Below are 23,669 nucleotides of genomic sequence, written 5' to 3'. Positions count from 1 at the left end.
ATTGGGCGGCTAAGGTTGTGTTCATTGCATTCTTTTCCAGAACGCTTGTTCCAATTTCTTTTCACTCAAATAGCCACGTTTGCTTTGCTCGGAACGATCCGTATATTTTGCAAGATCGGTTTTGAGATGCTGCATTTCTTTCATGGTGAGCGCTTTTCCGCTAACGAGCTTTTGCAGCGACCCGATTATTTCCCAATTTCCCAAACCACCATTAAAAGGACCGCTATTGATGAGGCGATCGCTGAGTGCCGCTCCGATTTGCTGTAAGCTAAGCTGCTGATTTTTAGAGCGATCATTAATTTCTAGAAAACCTGAAATCTCGGCCGCCAGCTGCGCTGTGCTTTTATCATCAAAGAATTTAGCATTGTTTAAATCGCTGCTAATCTCTTTCAGTTCTCCGCTCAGACGCTTTTCTTTCTCTTTAATAGGTGGTGGATCGTAGCTACTTTTCTTCACATAAGTGCGCGCCTTGTGCTGCGCAGATTTCAAATATTCAAGCGCCTTATGTTCAAAAGGCAATGCTTTTTCAGGCTCATACATCCGCAAATGCAGCTCAGATTGCCACATTTGTTCCAATGCCATTTTCAACAAGCTCCGCGTCGACTGCTCATAAAAAGTGTTCGTCTCCGCGTCGTCGTGCGCGTGCACATATTGCTCCATCAAAGCAGCAATCGGATCTTTTTCGCCCGCCTCGCTGTGCTCTTTTCCGTGGTCATGCTCATCCTGATGCGCCGGTTCCGATGCCCTCCGCTCGGCCGCTTCGCCTTCCCCGTCCGACTTATGCGTGAATGCATCCAGCATATTCCCGCCGTCAGCGCCCGGAGGCGGCGCTCCGCCACCGCCAATGCTTGTTTCAAATTCCTCACCCAAATACTGCCCATAACGCAACCTGAGCACTTTTTGGTCAAAACCAATCTCATTGGAAACCGATGCGAATTCTCTCTGCGCCAGTTTCTTACGTTTAGCAATCAACTTTTCCGTATCAATGATAATCTGTCGCTGACTCCGAAAATATTCCGGCATGATGTTCACCGCCATCGTTGCCAATTCGGCATCTTCCACCTGCGCAGTGTCCTTAAAAACGATGAAATAAGTGTCCGATTTGCTAAAATTGGCTTGCGGATTTTTGTTGTCAACCGCAGCCCAATAGTAATACAATTCGTCCCCGGGTGCGAAGTTCAACTCGTTCAGGTTAATCTCTTTTTGCAAATTGGCCTGTTTGAAATCAGATTGCGACAATGGAAATTTCACCTCGCGAAACTTCACATTTTCACCCGAACCTCTGGCCAAAGTCGCGACAATAAATGCTTGCCTAACCAGGAAGTCGTCAGAAATTTTGGCCGAGATCCGGATGGATTTTTTGTCTTTCAAAAAATGATATTTGTAAAGCTCCTTGGAAACAGGCTCTATTTTCGGAGCGAGATCTGGAATGGCTTCCAGCTTGTAAAACTCGGATTGATAAACAAGCGAATCTTTCCAGTAACCTTTAATGGCATACAAACCAGAACCCGTCAGACGGTCCGAATGTATGAACGAACCTTGTTGCTTCCGGAATGGAATTTCTTCACCGCGATTGTTTGCCAATCGAACTTCGAGATTTTCCGAGTGCGTAAAAGTGATTTTCCATTGCAGCGACGAACCGGATATTGTGCTCACATTGAGATCATTGGATTCACGCTTCGGCATTTTTGTGTAGGCAGGCGGCGTTATCAAGACGCTGGCAGACTCAAATTCAGGAGCGACAAGCGGATTCACTTTTTGCTCAGTAATGTTCTTATCAATGCGAACTTCCTTCTCTTTTTTACCAAAATTTATTTCAGGATAAATAAAATAGAATGCCGCTGCAAACAACATTATGCCGACATAAGCGCCTAATCCGCGATATAATTTTGAAAAAGGAAAACCAAACTGCCTTCCTGCAATTCGCTCCACTTGTAATTGTTCTGCAATGTTGAGCTCAGCCTTATCCAACAAGTGCAAACTATACTCCGTGCCGCCCACATACTGATGAATAAGCGATATGGCCGTAAATTTTTTGTTTTGAAACACGCGCGTCAATCCGATGCCAGCCGCAAAACCAAAAGCACCGGACAATATGCTGACAACGTGCGCAGAACCAGCAAAGGCAGAGACCAAAAGATAAGCCGAAGCGGCCAGCAGCAGACAGCGCAAAAGGGCGCTGGCGTAAAGCTGGTTTGTCACCGAACCGATCAATTTTCGAAGTTCATGCATGGCTCGTACGAATATTTTTGCGCAATGCGATCCAACGCTCAGCCATGAGCGTCAGCACAAAAAGTAACTTGATCCACTGGCTGAAAATGCTTTCTCCCCTGGTTTTATCTGGTTTTGTCAATTCAAAATGAGCAGCCAACTGCTTGTCGCTTAGCATATTCCCAGGTTTGCCTAATCCAAAATGTGCGATCATCAGATTTCCCAGCCATTCCGGCAGTTGCCCGTTTCTTACCATATCTGATGTCGCAATTCGCAAAGAATCGGAAACCTGAATAACATTGGTTGCAGCATTAACAGTGCTATTTTTTTTCGGAATCACGTAGAGCGTTTTCGGATTGTAATTAACTACGGGCTGATCAGTAAATATCCAATCATATGTCGTTTCAGGTTGCTTATTCAGATCGACTTTGAACGGAATTTTATGAACTTCCGCCAAAGCCAGAAGTCCAGCCTGAACGGTCAGCTGCTCGCCTGCATTCTTGTAGTTAACCAATATATTAATTTCATCTTTTCCGGTTTTTTTCCGGAAGCCAAGAAACGGATTTTCCGGTTTTCGCACCGAATCTGCAATGCTATGGATCTTAAAAGAACCGGGAATGTAAATTTTCGGAAGTTGGCTAACATTCTGTACATCGCTGATATACAACTGTATATCAGCATTTTTATCGCTTAATCCGTTTATGGTTTGTTGCAAGAAAAGCAGGTCATCACTATTTTGGGGAACTGTGTTTATGTCCTTCATTTCCATGTTCGCCGGCGCTATCCAAAAAACTTCTTCGCCTTTTTTCATTGCGCTTTCAAGTTCGAACCGGAAGTTGCTGGCCACATTTGCATTGCTTTGGACCAAATGAACTTGCTTCCGCGCGTGCTTGCTTTTCACCCAATTGATGATGGGCTTGCTTAGCATCACTGACAACAGCATAACCAGCAGACACCGAATCAAAAGCAGCGGAATTTCATCCAAACGAAGCCCGCGGTGTTGCAACGATGTTTTCTCTGTAAGCCACTGTGAAGCCGCCCATGCAATCGTGTTGCCTTTTTTTTGATACCAAAAATGGATTATAACCGGCAATGTTATCGCCAGCATTCCCCACAGCAGATTTGGATTCAAAAATTCCATCTATCCTTTTCTTTTGGTTAAAAAGGTCTTCAACACCATTCCGATCGGATCGCTCATGCGCGCACGAACCAATTGCACATGCGGAATTTGCAATGCTTCTTTCAGTTGCTGCAGATACAAATCTGCCGATTCGCGAAACTTTTCCCTGACCGAAACCGCATCTAACTCAATTTCTTTTCCCGTTTCCAAATCTTTGAACCTGTAAAATCCGTCCAGATTGAAGTCCACTTCCTGATCGCCGAGAATCTGAAACACCACAATTTCACGGTGCGCATTGGCCAGTGACTTAATCAAGTCCAGCCACTCGTCCTGCGCCTGCAAGAAATCGCTTACGAAAATCAGCTGCTCCTTTTTCTTTGATTGCAATTCCGGAAACCTGATCCCGCCACCTGAGTCGCCTGAAAGTCGCCATGGCCCCTCGGCCACGGTTTTCTCTAAACCCACCAATATTTTCTGAAAAGCCTGCTTACCGGATGAAGAAGCTCCGGTCGCAGAAATGGTTTGTATCGTGCTGTTTTTCAAAGTGTACAAACTCATCTGGTCATTCTGAATATAACAGAGATAACTCAGCGAGGCCAGCAAAATTTGTGCATATTGAAGTCGTGTGACGCCATTTTCACCATAATTCATCGATCCCGAAAGGTCCAGAACAAACCGCACTTGTTTGTCACTTTCTGTGGAAGATTCCCTGATCAAATGTTTGTCCGTGCGCGCAAAGAGCTTCCAATCAATGCGTTTGGGATCGTCGCCAGGTTCATAATGCCGATATTGCTCAAACTCCACGCCAATCCCTGACCGCTTGCTGGCATGGATGCCCAGCATCAGCTCCTCGCTCACCAGCTTGCCAGTCAGTTGCAGATTTTTCAGCTTGATCAGTTGCGAGGCCAGGAGGCCGGTGCTTTTTGTCATATCATAAATGATAAACCTCAATTTTTCACGGTTCGCAACAATTGATCAATCACCTGATCCGTGCTGATGTTTTCGGCTTCGGCGCGAAAATTCATTGCGATTCTGTGTCTTAAAACGGGATAAGCCAGTGTTTGAATGTCTTCGGGAATCACTGAATAGCGTTCATTCAGGACTGCACGGGCTTTGGCGCATAGCACAAGCGCTTGGCCTGCGCGCGGGCCTGCTCCCCAATCGCACCATTCTTTTACAAAATCGGACGGGCTTCCATCTGGCCGCGTGGCGCGCACCAATTTGTTGATCCAATGAATCAAATCGTCGCTTATGTGCACTTGCCGCGTCAATTTCTGCAATTCCACGATTTCAGTGTCTGCCAAAACGCGGTTAATGCTTGCTTTGAAAGATCCCGTTGTGCCTTTCAAAATATCCAGTTCCTCCTGCTCATTGGGATAATTCAGCTTGATGTAGAGCAAAAACCTGTCGAGTTGGGCTTCGGGTAATGGATATGTTCCGGCTTGCTCGATAGGGTTTTGCGTGGCAATGATCAGGAAGGGGCTGGGCAGCCCGTAATTCGTTCCCCCGTAAGTGACCGATTTTTCCTGCATCGCTTCCAGTAAAGCGGCTTGGGTTTTAGGAGGCGTCCGGTTTATCTCATCGGCCAAAACCACATTGGCAAAAATGGGCCCCTGATTAAATTTAAAAAACTTCTTGCCCGTTTCGTGATCTTCCTCCAAAATTTCCGTTCCGACGATGTCGCCGGGCATTAGATCAGGTGTGAATTGGATTCGTTTGAAGCTCATATGCAGCGCCTCCGACATGGTTTTCACCATTAATGTCTTTGCCAAGCCAGGCACACCTTCAAGCAGGCAATGTCCTGATGCGAGCAGGGAAATCAATATTTCGTCAATTGCTTCCTGCTGCCCAACAATCACCTTGGCAATTTCTTGTTTCAGCAATGGCAGTTTAGCGACGAGCGTTTTATAGTGGGTTAAATTGTTTGTTTCCAAAAGAAAAATGGGTTAGGCATTCAAAGCATAAACGACAATATTCACCCCAAAACGCGTATTATCAACGGCCAGGAAGCGTTTGTTTCTGAAATCGTAATCCCATTCGCAGCCGTAATCCTTGTTGCTGTAAAGGACGCCGATCTTGCCATTGATTGTGACGGCTTTCAAATAATCGTGCACGAGATCGTCGCCCCAGCCATTCAACTCGAAAGATGTTGTGGGCGGGCCGTCTTCAAATTTGAAAAAGCTGTGATAAATCGGATGATTATTGGGGATTTTTTGCAAAGCGCGCGGTCCAAATGTGCGCTCCATTTCCTGTTCAAATGATTTGGCGAAAAGTCCGTCGATATCATGGTTGCAGTCGTCTACAAAAACGAAGCCGCCATTTTGCACATATCTTTTGAAATGATCCCTTTCCTGTGTGGAAAACTCAACGAGCTTGTGGCCGCTCAGATAGCAAAACGGACTTTTAAAAATCTCATTGCTATTCAATTGCACCACTTTTTCCTGCTCATCAATGGGGATTGTGGTGTATTCAACCAGCGAATGCAGCAAATTAGACGGCATTCGCTGGTCGGTGTCCCAATTTCCGGACGTGTATTGAATTCGTGTAAAGAAAAAAGGCTTCAAACCGCGTCGGAAAGTGAAGAAAATGTAAACTCCCTGATTTTCATCGGCGGAACCAGGTAATTCCGGTCGGATTCTGTGCTCACAACCCGCTCCGATTTGCCCAATGTTTCCAGATTGTTGAGCATGATAACCGGACTTTCGTTAAAACGGAAATTTTTGACGGGATGCTTGATGACGCCGTTTTCAATGTAAAATGTGCCGTCGCGCGTAAGCCCAGTTAATAACAATGTTTGCGGGTCCACTTCGCGGATATACCAAAGTTTGGTGACCAAAATCCCTTGTTTCGTGGATTTGATCAACTCCTCCATTGTCGCAGTCCCGCCTTCCATAATTACATTGCTTGGAAAAGGAACAGCTTTCACATTGTTCTTTTGTGCCCAATAACGCGAATAAACCATGTTTTTGACCACGCCTTTTTCAATCCAATTCATTTTCTGCAATGGCTGACCGTCACCCGACCAAGGCGATGCGGGTAAATCCGGATGCGTAGGATCGGAGTAAATGTTAACGCGTTCGTCGACGATTTTCTCTCCCAATTTTGTTTTTCCACCCGGCTTGCTCAGGAACGAGCGACCTTCATCCGCGCTTCTTGCATCGAAATTGAAATAGATATTTTCCAATAAAACCGCTGCCGCAGTCGGTTCAAGAATGACTGTGTATTTTCCAGGTTCCAACGCTTTTGCATTCATCGAACCCATGGCTTTTTGGATTGCTATGGTCGTTGCTGCGGCTGTATCTAGCTTATTTACATCGCTATAACCCCGCGCAATGTAACCTGAGCCCGTTCCATCTGGCGTGCGGACGGTGAGTGAAAAGTTGACACTCGTGCTCGGATAGTAAGCGAACAAACCTTTGGAATTCATCATTGCCGAATAGCCTTTCTGATTGTCCAGAAAACCGGCGGCGGTTAAGTTTTTTCCTCTCGACAATTCCAGACTTTTCGCAACAGCATCAGCGCGTTTATCTGCATTGATGCTCGCGGTGGATTCAAAGAAACCGGACGATTTGAGATAAGTCTGCGGACCCAGAATGCTCACATACTCAGGGTTTTCCGGAGCAAGCTGAGCAAGTTCTTCGGACCGTCTCACGACTTTTTCCAATGATTCGTCGCTGAATTCATCAATGGTCGCGACGCCCACTTTTTTGCCAAAAGAGGATTGAACAGACAAGTTTTGGTTAACGAGCGATCCGCTTGTAGAAACTTCATTTCGTGCATAACGCAGGTTGCCGCGCTCTTCGCCCAGCAGGTTTATTTCGCATTCATCCGCTTTGGAATAAGCCAGCACTTTTTGCAACAATGCTTTCGCTTCTGATTCAGATAGGATTATTGACATGGTTTTTCAATTTTGAATTTTGAATGACTGAATGAGTGAATGATTGAATGAGCAGGCGTCAAACGGAGAATGAGCGGGCGCCGCCGCGCTGAATTTTGAATGATTGAATGGCTGAATCGTTCGAGGTTTAGTGAATGACTGGTTGCTAGTTTATGATTGAATCTGAAAGCAATTCATTCAGTCATTCAATCATTCAATCATTCAAAATTATTTTCATTCACTCATTCACTCATTCATCATTATATCTTCCTAGCCGTGTTAATAACATTCACTCCATTAAAGCGCGTGGTCGAGCTTCCGTGGGATACGGCGCTTGATTGTGATGGCTGGCCTTTTCCGTCGAAGAACGAACCGCCGAGGCGATAATCTTTTTCATCACAAACCTGCGTGCAAGAATTCCAGAACTCCTGTGTATTGGACTGATATGCAACGTCTTTCAACATTCCTGCGATCTTGCCATCTTTGATTTCGTAAAACAATTGTCCGCCAAATTGAAAGTTGTAACGCTGCTGGTCAATTGAGAACGAGCCGTCGCCAATGATGTAAATGCCTTTTTTAACATCCTTAATCATCTCATCCACAGACAATGGCGTTTTTCCGGCTGCCAAGGAAACATTCGGCATTCTTTGGAATTGGACAGACGACCAGCTGTCGGCATAGCAGCAGCCGTGCGACTCTTTTTCACCAATAATATGCGCCTGATCGCGGATTGCCTGATAATTTACCAAAACCCCATCCTTCACAAGATCCCATTTTTTCGTATTCACCCCTTCATCATCCCAGCCCACAGCGCCCAGTGATCCTTCCTGCAATTTGTCAGCGATTAAATTCACTTGCTTGCTGCCATACTGGAAGTTTTTGGATTTCCATTTGTCCAAGGTTGCAAAGGAAGTTCCTGCAAAATTGGCCTCATATCCGAGCACGCGATCCAGTTCCAGCGGGTGGCCAACGGACTCGTGAATGGTCAGCCAAAGGTGGGATGGATCGAGGATCAAATCGTATTTTCCAGCTTCGACCGACTTTGCGGTCAACTTTTCTTTGGCTTGCCTTGCCGCCGCAGTCGCGTCTTCCAGCATATCATAACCTTTGTTGTAACGCGTGGTTACGCCAGTGAGTTTATCCGAGGGATTGGATTGCAAATAATCATAACCCATGCCCATTGGCGCACTTAATGCGTTTCGAGTTTCAAATTTTCCGGATTTCGGGTCAATGGCTGTTACATTGAAAATCGGCCAGATACGATGCACGTCCTGATCAATGTAAGAGCCGTCGGTTGAAGCGAAATATTTTTGTTCATTAACCAGAAAAAGCACTGAATTGACATAATTAGCGCCGTTTTTCAAGGCTGCATCATTCACAGAAAGCAATAAATCAACCTTCTCTTTAATGGGCACTTCAAATGCATTCTTCTTGATCGGCGCCTTCCAGCTTACTTCGCCAAAACCCTTTTGAGGCGCGAGTTGAACGGGTTCTTTCATCAATTTGGCATTCGCCTTTGCAATTGCAACTGCGTCCTCGGCAGCTTTGGCAACTTGTGCTTCATTACTTGCATCCACTACGGCGGCAAATCCCCAGCATCCGTTGGCAATCACGCGCACGCCCACGCCATAGGATTCCGTGTTGACAATATTCTGGACTTTATCTTCCCGGGTGGTTACAAATTGGTTGAGATAACGCCCAATTCGAACGTCGGCATAGGAAGCGCCTTTGGATTTTGCGGCGTTCAGTGCAGCATCGGCGAGCCGTTTCTTGACGGCGACGTCAACACTTTTTTCGAAGAATGCCTCTGGTGAAACATTCCTGCCCATTGCAAAGGCGGGCATCATGACCGCTCCCGTTCCGAGTCCGGCCAGTTGTATAAAGTCTCTGCGTTTCAAAGTATATATGTTTGCTAATAGTGACGAATTGGGTTTTTTGGCAAAAAGCGCACAGCATAATCTAGCAAAAAGATCTCAGAGAATCAATGCACTTTTTACCTGAGGAAATTTAAACGGTTTGAGCGGCAGCGGCCTCTAAACAGCATCCGAAAGACTCGTAAATGTAAAGTCACGAATTTTCAGCGGCGGCACGAGGTTACCACTTGCACGCACCGGCTTGCCAATCGCTTCGAGATTATTCAGCATGATAACCGGACTTTCGTTGAACCGGAAATTCTTCACCGGATATTTGATCTGCCCATTTTCAATGTAAAAAGTGCCGTCTCGCGTCAGGCCTGTGTAAAGCAATGTTTGCGGGTCCACAGCGCGGATATACCAAAGTCTTGTGACCAAAATCCCTTTTTCAGTGCCCTTGATCAAGTCGGCCAGCGACTCTGTTCCGCCTTGGAAAATGAATCCTGATGGAGATGGAATTGCCTTAACGCCTTGTTTTTGAGCCCAAAAGCGCGAGTAAGACATATTTTTGACGACACCATTTTCAACCCACATCACTTTTTCCTGCGGCCGGCCATCACCGCTGAACGGCGAACCCGGAATTTCAAGATTTTGCGGATCGGAATAAATGTTGACGCGTTCGTCAAAAAGCTTTTCGCCAAGTCTTGTGCCGCCTCCTTTTTTGCCCAAAAAACTCCGTCCTTCATCTGCATTCCGTGCGTCCATGCTGCGCATCATGTTTTGAAGCAAATCAACGCCAGCGGTTGGTTCGAGGATTACGGTGTATTTTCCTGGTTCCAATGCTTTTGCCGACGCAGATGAAAGCGCTTTTTGCATGGCCACCTCAGTTGCGGAGGCTGTGCTTAATTTTGAGGAATCATTGTAATCACGCGCTGCATAACCCGAACCCTTGCCGTCAGCCGTGCGCACGGTGATCGAAAAGTCGACCGATGTGGCCTTATTGTAACCGAAAAGGCCCTTGTTGTTTCCCATTGCTGAAAATCCGGCAGTGTCTTCCATGTAACCAGCGGCTGTCAGATTTTTCTTTACGCAAGGGTCAATGCTGTCAAATGCTGCTTTTGCGCGGTAATCCGGGTTGATCGCAGCTGTTGCTTCGGCGAAAGAATTGGTATCCACATATTGCTGTGGCCCGAGCATAGGCACATATTCCGGGTTGTCAGGAGCCAATTTAGCTATTTCTTCGGCTCTACGAACCGTTTTTTCCAAAGACGCGTCATCGAACTCGTTGATCGTTGACGTTCCAGACTTTTTGCCAAAAACGGAAGTCACCGAGAGGGATAAATCAGTCGTTTCTCCGCTTGTTGAAACTGAATTTCTTGCATAACGAATGTTGCCGGTCCGGTTGCCGTCCAAACCCACGCTGATCTCGTCGGCCTTCGAAAATGCCAAAACTTTGTCAATAATTTTCTTTGCTTCCTCTTTTGATAATATGGCCATGGAAATTTAATTTTGAATGAGTGAATGACTGAATGAGTGAATGATTTAATTTTTAAAACTTTAACTCATCGCCCGGTCACTCTCACTCATTAAGTCATTAATCAGTTTATTCATTAATTCATTCATCTAATGCAGCGGCGCCCGCTCATTCAATCATTCAGTCATTCAATCATTATATCTTCCGTCCCGTATTGATCACATTCACGCCGTCAAATCGCGACGTTGCGCTGCCGTGCGAGACTGCGCTTACTTGTGCGGGTTGGCCTTTTCCATCGAAAAACGAGCCGAATGTGCGGTAATCGTCTTTGTCACAAAGCTGTGAACACGAATTCCAGAATTCCTGTGTGTTGGATTGGTAAGCAACGTCGTCGAGCATGCCCACGAGTTCTCCATTTTTGATTTCATAAAAAACCTGACCGCCAAACTGGAAATTATAACGCTGCTGATCAATAGAATACGAGCCTCGACCAATGATGTAAATGCCTTTGTCAACGCCTTTGATCATATCCAGCACACTGCGTTTTTCGGTGCCCGGTTTCAATGAAATATTGGGCATGCGCTGAAATTGGACAGAATTCCAATTGTCAGCATAACAGCAACCATGCGATTCTTTTTCGCCAATGATCTTCACCTGATCGCGGATTGCCTGATAGTTTACTAAAACACCATCTTTAATGATGTCCCATTCTTTGCAGGGAACGCCTTCGTCGTCATAACCGACGGCTCCGAGCGTGTTAGCCTGCGTTTTGTCAGCGACGATGTTCACAAGCTTGCTTCCATAAGCGAAGTTTTTTGACTCCCATTTATCCAATGTTGCAAAGCTCGTCCCGGCATAATTGGCTTCATAGCCCAAAACGCGATCGAGTTCCGTAGGGTGCCCGACCGATTCATGAATGGTAAGTCCTAGGTGATTAGGATCCAGAACAAGGTCATATTTGCCTGCCAGAACCGATTTTGCTGTCATTTTTTCCTTCGCCTGCTTGGCAGCTGTAATGGCATCCTCAACCATGTCATAGGAATTACGGTAACCGACCAGACCATTGGGGCCGGCTATTTTTTCGGAAGACAAGCCGTCCAGATATTCGTAACCCATACCCATTGGAGAACTGATGGCGTCGCGCGTTTTGAACTTGCCAGCCGCTTTATCTGTCACCGTAACTGTGAATGTTGGCCAGATCCTGTGCACGTCCTGATCTATAAATGAGCCGTCGGATGAGGCGAAATATTTTTGTTCGTTTACAAAAAACAAATTGGAAGTCACGAAGCCAGCGCCATTTTTCATTGCCTCTCCGTTAACATTCATTAAAAGATCTATTTTTTCCTGAATAGGGATTTCAAATGCATTTTTCCTGATCGGCGTCTTCCAGGTTTTATCGCCAACTCCTTTTTGCTCAGCCAATACAACCGGCTCTTTTTGAAATTTTGAGTTCGCTTTGGCAATCTCGACGGCCGTTGCAGCACATTTGGCAATGCCTTCCGCGGTTACATCGCTGGTCGCCGAAAACCCCCAGGTTCCATTTGCAATCACGCGAATGCCAACGCCATAAGACTCCGCATTGACGATGTTCTGAACCTGTTTTTCGCGGGTGAAAAGATATTGCTGCAAATAGCGCCCGATCCGGACGTCGGTGTAAGTTGCGCCTTTACTTTTGGCCGCATTAAGCGCGATCTCTGAAAACTTTTTCTTGGCAGCGACGTCGATCCAAGGTTCGAGCAAATGTGCTGCGCTCACAGGATTTCCGACAACCGAGACGGTGGCAAGCATCAAAGCGCCCGTGCCGAGCCCGGCCATTTGCATAAAATCTCTTCTTTTCATTAAGATTCAGGATGTAAATTGAAGATCATTCAGATCAAAAACAGCCATCAATGCAGTCAGAATGATGAAAGCGGCTTTTTATCAGAATGTCATATTGAAAACACAATGTAAAAAAATATTTTCAACAAATATTGGTGTGCTAATTTTTTTCCGATTTAGGCTCAAAACAAAAAGCAGCCAATCCATTGTGGACTGGCTGCTTTTCTATGCCGTTTGCATTTTATTAAACTGAGTGTGCAACGATCAGGCGTCTTAAATCCTGTTCATCCCAAGGCTTGCTTATGTAACTATGAAAATAACCCCGGACTTCGGCGTGTTTGAACTCCGCGCTATAAGCTTGACCTGTCATCAGGACGCGGATGCTTTCCGGAAATTCACCTGACACCATTTTGAAAAATTCCAAACCCGTCATGTCTGGCATCTGATGATCTGCAAAGATCACATCGATCTGCTGTTCTTTCAGAATTTTCATCCCCGCATCCGTTGAGTCGGCGACATAGACAGTTGCGTCCCGACGGAAGGAGGCTTTAAAGGAATTGAGATTATTGATCTCGTGATCAATGTAAAGAATGCTCATATTTTTCTGATAGCGGGTTACGTTGCACATAAAAGTACAACTTTTTACCCACCACAAATAGTTTTACAAGCAAACTTTATATTTGGCAACTATAAATGGTTAAAAGTGAGCAAATTACCATCCGCTCACCGCCATGTTGTTATCCGATTCGTAGTATTCCTGCCACACGTCAAGCAGGTTGGGATCGCCTTCCCATGGTGAGCCATCGAAGTTTGTAATCTGGCTTTTATCCAATTCCTGGTTAAAAATCACGTGGTGAATGTTGCCATCTTTTGTTCTCATAAAAGCCTTAATCGCGTATTTGCGAACATAGGTTGTCTGCCATTTTCTTGGATTAGGAAGTGGCGCTGCAACCGCCGGTGCATCATAGAATCTTCTATAAAATTCTTCAATTGCACGCTCATAATTGGATTCAGGTGCTTGGTCTGCCTGGAAAATATCGGACTTGAAGAAGTCCCTTAATTGGTCTGGAGTCGGTTTCATTGTTTAATCTTTGTCAGCATGCACAGGACAATCAGCTGTCCTTGATGTAATATACACTTATTCTGGCCGCAATGCTAAGCGCGCCGCAGAATAATTGATAGCAGGCCGTTAGTTAATTGGAAAGTCGTTTGACGGATCCGCATTATTTTTCAGCAGTTGGTTTCACCTATTTGCAGCATCAATTTACGAAACCAGTAATGTATTTATGACAAACAAAACCTTTACAAATCGCATTTCCGCTGCTTACTTCTTATTCGTGCTGCCGATTTCACTGGCTTTATTTTCGTGTGAAAAGGAAAGCGTTTCCAGACAAGCAGATCAAGTTGATGAATTAAAACAAAACGCCAAAGTTTCGGCTGTTGAGCAGTTATTAAGTGAAACTAACCAGCCTGGATATCCAATTACGGACATTCAATACAACTCCGACAACTCTTTAAAAAGCTTCAAGACGGACGCAGTTTACACCACTAATGTGACTTACGGGTCGAATAAGGTCATTTATACAACGCTTCTGGGTGGCAATAAAACCTCGGATATTGTTTACGATATGGTCAATAACATTGCTGTAAAAAAGACCGAAACTTTTTATACAAGCGGCGGCAATGTTGCGGATAGGATTGAGACAGATTACGTGTATGAATCAGGCAGATTGGTTCAGGAATTTTATCGTGAAAATAACCTTCCGGATGGTTATCTAGCTTATTACGATAATGGCGTCAATGTGACTTTCCAAGAGCGATATGACAGCGACGGCAACCTGATCAATAAAGTGAGTTATGAATATTATTTGAAACTGGCGGACAAGTCTAAACACCTCAGCCAGTTCAATTTGAAAATGGACGCAAAACTTTTTCCCCGCTTTTCAACGAATCTCATCGAAACAAAAACATTGAAAAAAGCGGGAAAAAATCCGGTTGTTACGCATTTTAGCTACAAACTAAACAATGAAGGTTACCCTGTCAGCGGCGATGTAACCGGCCCATATCCATACAGTTGGACAAGCATTTGGCAATGAGATCACACCCTTGCGCAAGACGCTGAAAGCCTTGATTTTTATTTAATGTATTCGAGGGAGTCTTTTAGAGATATATCTTCGTGGGAGGCGTCAAAGATGCATTCGCCATTTTTTACAACAAGCAATTGAGGCGATTCGTGGCCGACATTGAAAGTGTTTGCAATCGACATGGATTCGGGGCGATTGTTAACCACATCCACAATATAAAGCGGAATGTCAAGATGTTGCGCTGCATTAACGTCTGATTTGAGCTGGCGATAAGCCATCAAACTAGTCATGCAACGAGGACTATGTTTGTAAATGATAGCGTAAGCATCTGATTTATAAATCTGCTCGACCTCTTCCGTACTATTGATTGTGATCCAATTCATAACTTTCAAAATTATTAACTATTGTGCTGGCAATTATTTAGACAACAATATTAGAGCCTTTTTTCATTCCCGCGAAATGAAAAAACAGTGAATAGGAACATTCGTTTTGAATTTTTGAGGTAAAAAATAGCGCTTAATTCATAATTTGACAGGCTTTTGATTAAAAAACGAATATTTGTTTTTTCATCAAATGGCAATTGATTATATTTATTTGTTACAAAAAGTCGAAAGATTCTTTGTTAATCCCGCCGCAAGCGAAATTCCCGGTAGCCGCACTGCCCGCATGTTGCAATGCCAATGCTCATTGGCAATTGTAATTAGACCCTGTAACCAAAAATCACATTTCAACCACAAACACATTTACCAATGGTACAGAAAATCAATCGCCGCAGTTTGCTCAAATCTGGTTTCGCGTCCATGGGCGCGCTGGTAGTTGCACCTTTTTTAACAGAAGGAGCTTTCGCAAGCACGCCTTTGCGACTAGACAAGTCGAATCGCATTTTTTACAGCCCGATGGTTCGGGGCCACTATTTGGAGAAGGAGCCTGATTTGGCAAAAATGGTTGCCCGGATCGGTTCGAATGAAAATCCGTATGGACCACCGCCAATGGCCAGGAAAGCGATTGCCGATTCTATAGAAAAAGGAAATCGTTATGCACGCACCGAGCTTAAAGCACTGACAGACAAGATCGCTGCCAAAGAAGGCGTAACGCCAGAATACATTATGATGGGCAACGGCTCGGGTGACCTGCTCGAAAAGACAGCACTTGCCGTGTTCAAAGACGGCGGAAATCTCGTGTCAGCGGACCCAACCTACATGTCACTCATCCGCGTGGCCGAATCCATCGGCGCGACCTGGAAGCCGGTTCCATGCAAATCCGACTGGTCGCATGACCTGGATGCGATGGAAAAGGCCATTGATAAAGACACAAAGCTCGTTTACATCTGCAACCCGAACAATCCGGTTGGCGCAGTTACATCCACCAATGCATTGATGGATTTTTGCAGCCGCGTTTCTCAAAAAGTGCCCATTTTTATTGATGAGGCCTACATTGAGCTCGTCGAAGGCGCAGACAATAAAAGCATGGTGTCGCTTTTGAAGGACAATAAAAACGTCATCATTGCGCGCACTTTTTCCAAAATCATGGGAATGGCAGGGTTGAGGGTCGGTTATATCACCGCCATGCCCGCGACGCTTGACATGATCAAAAAAGAAACAAAAGGCGGTGGTTCCGGCATTGCGTGCACGTCTGTTTATGCGGCATCGGCGGCGATGGACGACGTTGAATTTCAAAACAGCACAAGGAAGTTGAACACCGAGGCAAAAACCTATTTATATGAGAACCTCACCGCAATGGGTTACAAATATGTTCCTTCGTACACAAATTTTGTAATATTCCCGATTAACATGCCGGGAAAGGAATTTCTTAAGAAAATGGTCGATAAGGGCATTGTTATCAAGGCAATGGACATTCAGGAAAAGCCGTGGTGCCGCGTTAGCATTGGCACAAAAGACGAGATGAAACTTTTCGTAACGGCATTGCAAGAACTGAGTTGAGCATTCAATTTGGAAGCCGGACAGTCTCAAAAGGATTGTCCGGCTTTTTTAGTTTTTCGCCTTAACTTCTCTTTTCCACCGGCACAATAATGAAATTGAGCAACACTGTGTGCCGGATAACGGAAATGTTTGTGATCGTTAGGATGCTTTTGTTAGTCAGTTCTTTGAAGAGTTCGTTCGAATCATTTACAGTTTTGTTATTGAATGAAACGACAATGTCGCCCTCCAACAATTGCGATCTCGATGCAGGCGTGTTCTCTTCGATTTTCGTAATAAAAATCCCGGTCCGATTCAGCAATTTATGATGCTGACGCACTTTTTCATTGATCTGAACATCCTGCAATTGAAGGCCGAGAAATGCTTTGAAAACTTTGCCATCATGAATCAACTGCTTTGCAATTTCCTTCGCTGTGTTGATGTTGACTGAAAAGCTAAGGCCCTGAGCGCCTTGAATAACTGCCGTGTTAACGCCAATGACTTCCCCGTCCGTATTAATCATTGGTCCGCCAGAATTTCCTGGGTTCAAAGCTGCGTCGGATTGGATCACATTGTCGACCATCCTGCCGGATTGTGTTTGCAATGTCCTGCCCAATGCACTCACAACGCCTGTTGTCACCGTGTGTTGGTAACCATAGGGATTGCCGATCGCTATCACAAATTGCCCAATCTGCAAATCAGCAGCGTCGCCAAGTTTTGCCACGGAGTAACCTTGCGTGTAAATTTTGAGAATGGCTAAATCTGTGTCCGGGTCTTTTCCAATGAGCGTTGCCTCGATTTCATTTTCGTTCAAAAGGCTAACCATCACTTTCTCAGCGCCATCCACAACGTGGCTGTTAGTGAAAATGAGTCCGTCCGAAGAAAACACAAAGCCCGACCCCGAGCCAGCCGGCTTCAATTTGCCATTTACCGTTTTATATGTGTCAATTTTAACGACTGCGTTTTTGATCTTATCAACCGCGTCGATAATCATTGTCGAGAAAGAATCCATAACTGCCTTATTTAAGTCTATTGAGTTGACAGTCAAAAATTTGTCCAGCCAACAATTAGTGCCATACTGACGTGGTTGTGATTTATTTTCCACCAAAAGGGCACAATCACTTCTTGATCACTTTGTAATGTTTGCCATTGGCTGAAATCATGTATAAGCCGGTTGGAAAGATATGCATGTCAAGTTTCATGGCATTGGCGTTCTGTTTGGAGAAAAACAATTTTGTTCCTGCGCTGTTCGCAACTTCCACCGATCCAAGCACTTTGTCTGATTCAATGTTCAAAAGGTCTGTTACCGGATTTGGAAAAACACTTAATGCGTTATTCGCTTCGATTTTAGTGCTTATGACGCGTGTGTAATCAAACTTCCCGTCCAAATCCACCTGCTTAATCCGGTAATAATAAGTGCCAGATGGCAGAAACTCTTCTGGATAAGCATATTGGTGTGTCGCGGTCGAGTTTCCCGCCGCTGCTACGTTTTTAATGTTGGTAAAATGAATGGCGTCGTTGCCTCGCTCCAATTCATAGTGCGATGCGTTTGTTTCCTCGGATGTTGCCCATTCAAGCAACGGACGGCTGTTTTCCATTTCGCGAATATGAAAGTATTTCCAAACCACAGGCAGTGAAGTTCCCGAAACATAAAGCGTTGGCGAGAAAATCGTGTTTTTGTAAGCATCAACAATTTTCAACTTATAACTGCCCGTTCCGACCGTCCACTGCGGCGACATGCTTTGCACTTGATTGCAGTTGTCAGCGGTCAGCCAAAAGCATTGCGCACCGCTTTGCATAGCCGGACCAGTAAAAGTTAGGTTTGTGCTGCCGGGAGCTTGCGCTGCGGTAACCTCGGCAGGAGCGAGGGCCGGATAGGGTGTTGATTGTGCCAAAAAATCATTGGTAATCTTGTCATTCCAAAAGCCGGCGAGCGCTATCAAGCCCGAATAAACATGTCCGTCGGGCGAAGTTGTGACGCCATCGCCTCTGAAATGAACTTCGTCGGCCCGATAGTCAATGCTGTAATAAGGGTCCGTTTCAGGTCCCTGGAAAACATCCGCATAAATGCCGTCATTGTCAATCAATTCATTCTGAGCCGCTATGACATTTGATGAAACACGACTTGCGCCATCGAAAGTGAACCGTGATGCCCGTGCGACAACCCACGCAAGATTGCTTTTGCCGGACAGATTGCGGCTCGCGCTGATAACTTCCCAAAGCTTGTCGCGATAACGGTCCTTAGGATTGACACTCAATGAGGACTCGATGAAATTATCAGTTTCTCCCTGGTGCCAGATAACAGCTCTTATTCCCAGCTGTGCAATGTAATTATTGAGCGCAAGTCGTAAATGTCCGAAAGGCAATCCTCTTGGAAAAGTGTAACCGAACGGACCTGTTGTCACCGCGTTCGGATCAATGCTTTGTCGCCATTCTTCAATGCCAGTGCTCGACCAGCCCGCATTAAAGATCATCACCGGCACGCGCAACTTTTCGTAAATTTTATCGCCAAAAGCACCCCAGCACCAGGCATAATTACCAAATGGTGCCGTTTTCACACTTGCATCGAGGTGAACAAAGTCGGGGCAGGGGAGTTGTACATTGTCGTATTCTATCACCGAGCCGCCGCTGACATTTTGAAAATTGACGCTATTGACCTGATCGTGCATGGCGCCGGGGCCGTTAGGATTAGCATCGCCACCCGTGGCATTTGACTGGCCCGCAACGAGGAAAACTTCTCCCACGCCAACGCGCTCTACATTGGTCTGTTTCGGTTCGCTTCCTTGTCTAATTCCACGGACTTCCAATCGATACCAGCCACCTTTGACTGGCATAGAACCATAAAAATGGCCGCTTGATAATGTGTTGTCAATGATGGTCCATTCTCCACTTGCAGGAGAAGCCTCGCCTTCGCCGGCGATGTGTGGCACGAAGCGTGCTTCAATGCGCTGAAACGGCTCGGTTGTAAACCCTCCTATGTATACGTTTGCTTCGTTGGAATTGTTTCGCTGAAACACGGCCCGCTCCATTGGAAACGTGACGGTAATTTGCGCGAAAGCTAGTTGCTGGGCAAAACATAGGACATAAAAGCTCATTGAAAGGAAAATCTTTTTCATATAGAGGAGGTTAAAATGTTAATTTAAATTTAAGGTTATTAGGTAGATCTGCAATGGCGTTCCAGGGAAATAATGGCATTCAGGACGCCTAATTGCACGATTATTTATTTAGCGTTGGCGCGAAGCTGCGCTTCGTGTCTACTATTTTAAGGCCTCCGGCCGGACCTTCGTGTAAGCCGCCAGCCACCTGCACGCTCGCGGCCGGAGGCCTTGGAATAGCTATCACGAAGCTGGGGCTTCGCGCTAACGTTTCTGGCGGGAAGTTCATGCACGCTCGCGGCCGGAGGCCTTGGAATAGTGATCACGAAGCTGGGGCTTCGCGCTAACGTCGCGCTAACGTCGGCTAACGTCGGCTAACTTCGTGCTGACGTTTCGAAGAATCGCGTATTTTTGTGGCATGGTAAAAATGATCCCGGATAATCTAAAAGAAATTATGATTCACAATGCGCAGGAAGTGCAGAACGACCTCGCGAAAGACCATGCGCCTGTGGTGAAACTGCATTCCAAATATGGCAAGGCGATCTGGCTACTTTCGGAGCTGGACGCTGCGAACAACATTGCATTCGGCTTGTGTGATCTGGGGCAGGGCAAACCGGAACTGAGTTACGTTTCCATCACTGACCTCGAAAGCATCAAACACGCCAGACTTAAAGTGCCGATGGTTGAAATGGACCCGACATTTGATGGCAAATACGCAATGAGCGTTTACCTGGCTGCGGCGAAGGCCAACAAACGGATAACCGAGGACGAAGCGCTGCTGAATCAGGCGCTGGGATCTTCCGGCAAAGCCTAAGCAATCCCGCAAATATTTTCCTGCTCCGCTGTTTTCTTGTCCTAGTTCAATGCTTTGGCCTTTGGGGCCATGGTATCTTTGTATCAACAAAAAACAAAGAGAACTAAACATTTAGAAATCATGGAAAATACAATCAACGGAATCCACCACATCACAGCCATTGCAAGCGATCCAAAAAGAAATTATGATTTCTACACCCGCATTCTTGGTCTGAGAATGGTGAAAAAAACCGTCAATTTCGATGATCCTAACACATATCATTTTTATTATGGTGACAAAGAAGGAACGCCAGGCACGATCCTGACATTCTTTCCTTGGGGCAACCAAATTCCTGCAGGGAGAAGAGGAACACGTCAGGTTACCGAGATTGGTTATTCAGTGCCCGAAGGAAGCCTTGATTTTTGGTTAAAAAGATTGGACGACAATCATGTAACATATAATAAGGTTGCTGAAAAATTCGGGGAACAATATCTGACCTTTCTGGATCCGGACGGTTTGAAATTTGAGCTTACTGTTCCAAAAACTGCTGACAACAGAACGCCTTTTGAAACGAATGAAGTCACTGCCCAAAATGCGACGCGTGGTTTCCACAGCATCACCATTACCAGCAATAAAATTGAGGAAACAGCAAAAATCCTAACCGAGATTTTTGGCTATCGTTTGCTGGAACAGCATGTTAACCGGTTCAGATTTGTTACGGATGCAGTTGAAAATGCTGCAATCGTGGACTTGGTTGAAGCTCCTGGCGAAAGAGCGGGACATGTTGCGGGAGGTTCGGTTCACCACGTTGCATTCCGGGTTGCTAATGATGACATTTTAATGCAATTCCGTAAAAAAGTCGTAGAAGCCGGACATCAGATTACAGATAAAATCGACCGGAATTATTTCTATTCGCTTTATTTCCGTGAACCAGGTGGCGTTCTATTTGAAATTGCAAGCGACAACCCTGGATTTGCAACTGATGAAACGGTTGAGGAATTGGGAAGCGGCTTAATGCTTCCTCCTCAATATGAGCCACGCAGAGCACAAATCGAATCCGTGCTGCCGAAATTAAGTTAATAATCGACTAAGGCTGGCTGAAAGGTAAAATCGTTTAAACCAATAAACCTTTCAGCCGCTTTTATTCAAAAATCTACTGTCATGTATACGCATAATAAGCAAGTTATAACAAGCGGAAAGCCGGTTTCGGAAGCGAAAAAGGCCATAATTATGTTGCACGGTCGCGGTGGGTCTGCGGACGACATTGCTTCTCTGAGCCGCGTTCTTAACATCAATGAAATGGCAATTTTCGCGCCGCAGGCGACCAACAGCAGTTGGTATCCTTACAGCTTCATGGCGCCGACTGTCCAGAATCAGCCGGCGTTGGATTCAGCGTTAAATATTGTCGATCAGGTTGTTAAGGACATTGAAGCTGCTGGCATCAGTGCAGAAAACATTTATTTTGCAGGGTTTTCACAGGGCGCCTGCCTTACATTGGAATATACAACCCGAAATGCCAAAAGATATGGCGGCATCATTGCTTTTACAGGCGGGCTGATCGGGCAGGAGCTTGATGAGGCGAACTATGATGGCGACTTTGCAGGCACTCCGGTTTTTATTTCGACCGGCGATCCCGATCCACACGTTCCCGTTTCCCGTGTGAAGGAAAGCATTGCCATTCTAGAAAGATTGAATGCATTTGTAACATTTGCGATTTATCCGGGAAGACAGCACACAATTTCATCTCCGGAAATTCAATTGGCCAATAAAAATATCCTGGGTGCTTAGGCCCAGGTTTTGTTACAATAAAAAATCATGAAAAATAACATCCTACATACGGCAGAGTCGCGTTTCTTGGCAGATCACGGTTGGCTCAAAAGTGCACAAACATTCAGTTTTCACGATCATTATGATCCGCAGCGGCTTCAATTTGGGGCTTTGCGGGTTTTGAATGATGATATTGTGAACGGTGGCAAAGGCTTTGGCCGACATCCGCACGACAATATGGAGATCATTTCGATTCCGCTAGAAGGCACACTTGAACACCAGGACAGCATGGGAAATGTGGCGGTCATCCGTCCGGGCGAAATCCAGGCAATGAGTGCCGGAACTGGGATTTACCACACTGAATTCAACAAAAATGCAGATGAACCGGTCACGTTTTTGCAAATATGGCTTTATCCAAATAAGCTTAATGTAACGCCCCGCTACGACCAACGCGACTACGGAAAGGGCGATATGCACAACAAATTCCTGCAAATCCTTTCTCCAAATGCTGACGATGAAGGCGTCTGGATCAACCAGCAGGCTTGGTTCCACATTGGCAACCTTGACGCGGGTTTTGAAACGGCTTATCAATTAAAAGACGCATCCAACGGATTATATGTTTTTGTAATCAAAGGTGACATTGCTGTTGACGGTCAGCCATTAAGCACCCGGGACGGTTATGGTCTATGGCCCGATAGTGAGGTGAAAATTACAGCAAGCAGTTACGCAGAAGTGTTATTAATGGAAATTCCCGAAAAATGGTAAATGTAAATATTCTGGTTCTGGCAGACCATCAGGAAATTCTGGAAACGATCATTCGGCTCATCAATAAAAATGAGGAATGGAATGGGGTGGGCGTGAGCGACTATCAGGAAGCGGCGCAAGCGTTCGAGAAAAGTAAATTTGATTTAGTACTTTTAGGCGTGGGCGTTGACGATGAAACTGAGTCACGGATTCTGCAATTATGCCATTCCAATGATCCAGGGATTGTTTGCATGCGGCATTTCGGAGGCGGGAGCGGCTTGCTTTACTCGGAAATCAAGCACGCGCTCGCACAGCATTAACTGAACTTAAATTGAAGCATGTTTGAAAAAATCAACAATTATGCATTGCGGTGCATGGCGTTCTCACCCGTAGATCTGGAATTTTTCGATTCATTGCTTCAATTCAAAAAAGTCCCTAAAAAGACCTTCCTGTTGCAGGAAGGAGAAATTTGCCAGTTTGAAGCCTACATTTTAAAAGGCTGCATCCGAACCTATCACATTGACAGTGCGGGCGCAGAGGTCACGCTTCAATTCGCAGTAGAAGATTGGTGGGTCAGCGACATTACAAGTTTTCAGAACCAGACGCCCGGCTTGGTTTATATTGAGACGCTCGAAGATTGCGAGTTGCTCATCCTCACACCAGAAACCAAGGAAGCATTACTGGAAAAAGTGCCTGGCTTTGAACGCATGTTCAGACTGATGGTGCAGCGAAATCTGGCTCAATTGCAGGAAAGGCTGTTTCGAACCATTTCCACCACAGCTGTCGAGAAATATCTGGATTTCCTTAACCGTTACCCAGCCATTCCACAACGCGTCGCGCAGCATTACATCGCCTCTTATCTGGGTTTTTCACCTGAATTTTTGAGTAAAGTAAGAAAGAAACTGAGCGAAAAATAG

At 45.5% G+C, this 23,669-nt stretch carries 22 protein-coding genes; 8 read left to right on the top strand and 14 right to left on the bottom strand.

Annotated features, from left to right (window positions below; all coding sequences use genetic code 11):
- Positions 1–21: 21 nt before the first annotated feature.
- The 11 genes from LZG73_RS00820 to LZG73_RS00770 form a co-directional block, all read right to left on the bottom strand.
- A complete protein-coding gene (locus LZG73_RS00820) occupies positions 22–2,232 on the bottom strand; it encodes a hypothetical protein (RefSeq protein WP_233845599.1) in 2,211 nt (736 codons plus the stop codon).
- Positions 2,225–3,352, bottom strand: coding sequence for a BatA domain-containing protein (locus LZG73_RS00815; protein ID WP_233845598.1), 1,128 nt, complete (start codon positions 3,350–3,352; stop codon positions 2,225–2,227). Before LZG73_RS00815 ends, LZG73_RS00820 begins: the two co-directional genes overlap by 8 nt.
- The gene (locus LZG73_RS00810; protein WP_233845597.1) at positions 3,353–4,261 is read right to left on the bottom strand and encodes a DUF58 domain-containing protein; all 909 of its coding nucleotides are present in this window, start codon (positions 4,259–4,261) and stop codon (positions 3,353–3,355) included. It abuts the gene before it with no gap.
- A 17-nt stretch (positions 4,262–4,278) separates the two neighbouring features.
- Positions 4,279–5,265 (bottom strand): MoxR family ATPase, encoded by a 987-nt coding sequence (locus tag LZG73_RS00805; protein WP_233845596.1) that lies wholly within the window; start codon positions 5,263–5,265, stop codon positions 4,279–4,281.
- A 12-nt stretch (positions 5,266–5,277) separates the two neighbouring features.
- Positions 5,278–5,895, bottom strand: coding sequence for a DUF4159 domain-containing protein (locus LZG73_RS00800; protein ID WP_233845595.1), 618 nt, complete (start codon positions 5,893–5,895; stop codon positions 5,278–5,280).
- The gene (locus LZG73_RS00795) at positions 5,892–7,229 is read right to left on the bottom strand and encodes a TldD/PmbA family protein (RefSeq protein ID WP_233845594.1); all 1,338 of its coding nucleotides are present in this window, start codon (positions 7,227–7,229) and stop codon (positions 5,892–5,894) included. Before LZG73_RS00795 ends, LZG73_RS00800 begins: the two co-directional genes overlap by 4 nt.
- 239 nt (positions 7,230–7,468) lie before the next feature.
- Positions 7,469–9,106 (bottom strand): TldD/PmbA family protein, encoded by a 1,638-nt coding sequence (locus tag LZG73_RS00790; RefSeq protein WP_233845593.1) that lies wholly within the window; start codon positions 9,104–9,106, stop codon positions 7,469–7,471.
- A 135-nt stretch (positions 9,107–9,241) separates the two neighbouring features.
- Entirely contained in the window at positions 9,242–10,558 is a 1,317-nt protein-coding gene (locus LZG73_RS00785) for a TldD/PmbA family protein (protein WP_233845591.1), read from the bottom strand.
- 172 nt (positions 10,559–10,730) lie between these two features.
- A complete protein-coding gene (locus tag LZG73_RS00780) occupies positions 10,731–12,374 on the bottom strand; it encodes a TldD/PmbA family protein (protein ID WP_233845590.1) in 1,644 nt (547 codons plus the stop codon).
- Between the two features lie 223 nt (positions 12,375–12,597).
- Positions 12,598–12,981 (bottom strand): response regulator, encoded by a 384-nt coding sequence (locus LZG73_RS00775; RefSeq protein WP_233845589.1) that lies wholly within the window; start codon positions 12,979–12,981, stop codon positions 12,598–12,600.
- 84 nt (positions 12,982–13,065) lie between these two features.
- Positions 13,066–13,434 carry a hypothetical protein gene (locus LZG73_RS00770; RefSeq protein WP_233845588.1) on the bottom strand — a complete coding sequence of 123 codons (369 nt, stop codon included), beginning with the start codon at positions 13,432–13,434 and terminating at the stop codon, positions 13,066–13,068.
- A 205-nt stretch (positions 13,435–13,639) separates the two neighbouring features.
- On the opposite strand from LZG73_RS00770, the gene LZG73_RS00765 reads away from it, so the two are divergent.
- A complete protein-coding gene (locus tag LZG73_RS00765; RefSeq protein ID WP_233845587.1) occupies positions 13,640–14,449 on the top strand; it encodes a hypothetical protein in 810 nt (269 codons plus the stop codon).
- Positions 14,450–14,487: 38 nt separating this feature from the next.
- Here the strand turns inward: LZG73_RS00765 and ytxJ are convergent, their stop codons facing one another.
- Entirely contained in the window at positions 14,488–14,820 is a 333-nt protein-coding gene (ytxJ, locus tag LZG73_RS00760) for a bacillithiol system redox-active protein YtxJ (protein WP_233845586.1), read from the bottom strand.
- Positions 14,821–15,186: 366 nt separating this feature from the next.
- Between ytxJ and LZG73_RS00755 the strand changes: the two genes are divergently transcribed.
- The gene (locus tag LZG73_RS00755; RefSeq protein ID WP_233845584.1) at positions 15,187–16,377 is read left to right on the top strand and encodes a histidinol-phosphate transaminase; all 1,191 of its coding nucleotides are present in this window, start codon (positions 15,187–15,189) and stop codon (positions 16,375–16,377) included.
- 61 nt (positions 16,378–16,438) lie between these two features.
- Here LZG73_RS00755 and LZG73_RS00750 read toward each other — a convergent pair whose 3' ends face one another.
- Together LZG73_RS00750 and LZG73_RS00745 are read right to left on the bottom strand one after the other, a co-directional pair.
- A complete protein-coding gene (locus tag LZG73_RS00750; protein ID WP_233845582.1) occupies positions 16,439–17,365 on the bottom strand; it encodes a S1C family serine protease in 927 nt (308 codons plus the stop codon).
- Between the two features lie 106 nt (positions 17,366–17,471).
- Positions 17,472–19,469 (bottom strand): T9SS type A sorting domain-containing protein, encoded by a 1,998-nt coding sequence (locus LZG73_RS00745; RefSeq protein WP_233845581.1) that lies wholly within the window; start codon positions 19,467–19,469, stop codon positions 17,472–17,474.
- A gap of 406 nt (positions 19,470–19,875) precedes the next feature.
- Between LZG73_RS00745 and LZG73_RS00740 the strand changes: the two genes are divergently transcribed.
- From LZG73_RS00740 to LZG73_RS00715, 6 genes are all read left to right on the top strand, one after another.
- A complete protein-coding gene (locus tag LZG73_RS00740; protein ID WP_233845580.1) occupies positions 19,876–20,262 on the top strand; it encodes a DUF2958 domain-containing protein in 387 nt (128 codons plus the stop codon).
- A 120-nt stretch (positions 20,263–20,382) separates the two neighbouring features.
- Positions 20,383–21,321, top strand: a complete 939-nt coding sequence (locus LZG73_RS00735) for a ring-cleaving dioxygenase (RefSeq protein WP_233845579.1) — start codon at positions 20,383–20,385, stop codon at positions 21,319–21,321.
- An 81-nt stretch (positions 21,322–21,402) separates the two neighbouring features.
- Positions 21,403–22,029 (top strand): alpha/beta hydrolase, encoded by a 627-nt coding sequence (locus LZG73_RS00730; protein WP_233845578.1) that lies wholly within the window; start codon positions 21,403–21,405, stop codon positions 22,027–22,029.
- 27 nt (positions 22,030–22,056) lie between these two features.
- Complete coding sequence (locus tag LZG73_RS00725) at positions 22,057–22,773, top strand: pirin family protein (RefSeq protein WP_233845577.1); 717 nt, start codon at positions 22,057–22,059, stop codon at positions 22,771–22,773.
- Positions 22,767–23,072: a response regulator receiver protein gene (locus tag LZG73_RS00720; protein ID WP_233845575.1), complete on the top strand. Its 306-nt coding sequence runs from the start codon at positions 22,767–22,769 to the stop codon at positions 23,070–23,072. The genes LZG73_RS00725 and LZG73_RS00720 overlap by 7 nt, the downstream gene beginning before the upstream one ends.
- Positions 23,073–23,090: 18 nt before the next feature.
- Positions 23,091–23,669, top strand: coding sequence for a Crp/Fnr family transcriptional regulator (locus tag LZG73_RS00715; RefSeq protein WP_233845574.1), 579 nt, complete (start codon positions 23,091–23,093; stop codon positions 23,667–23,669).

This window comes from Dyadobacter sp. CY326 (genome assembly GCF_021390515.1).
GTDB lineage: Bacteria > Bacteroidota > Bacteroidia > Cytophagales > Spirosomataceae > Dyadobacter.
The sequence above is the reverse complement of the archived record's forward strand: the minus strand, read 5'-3'. Positions and strand labels throughout refer to the sequence as shown.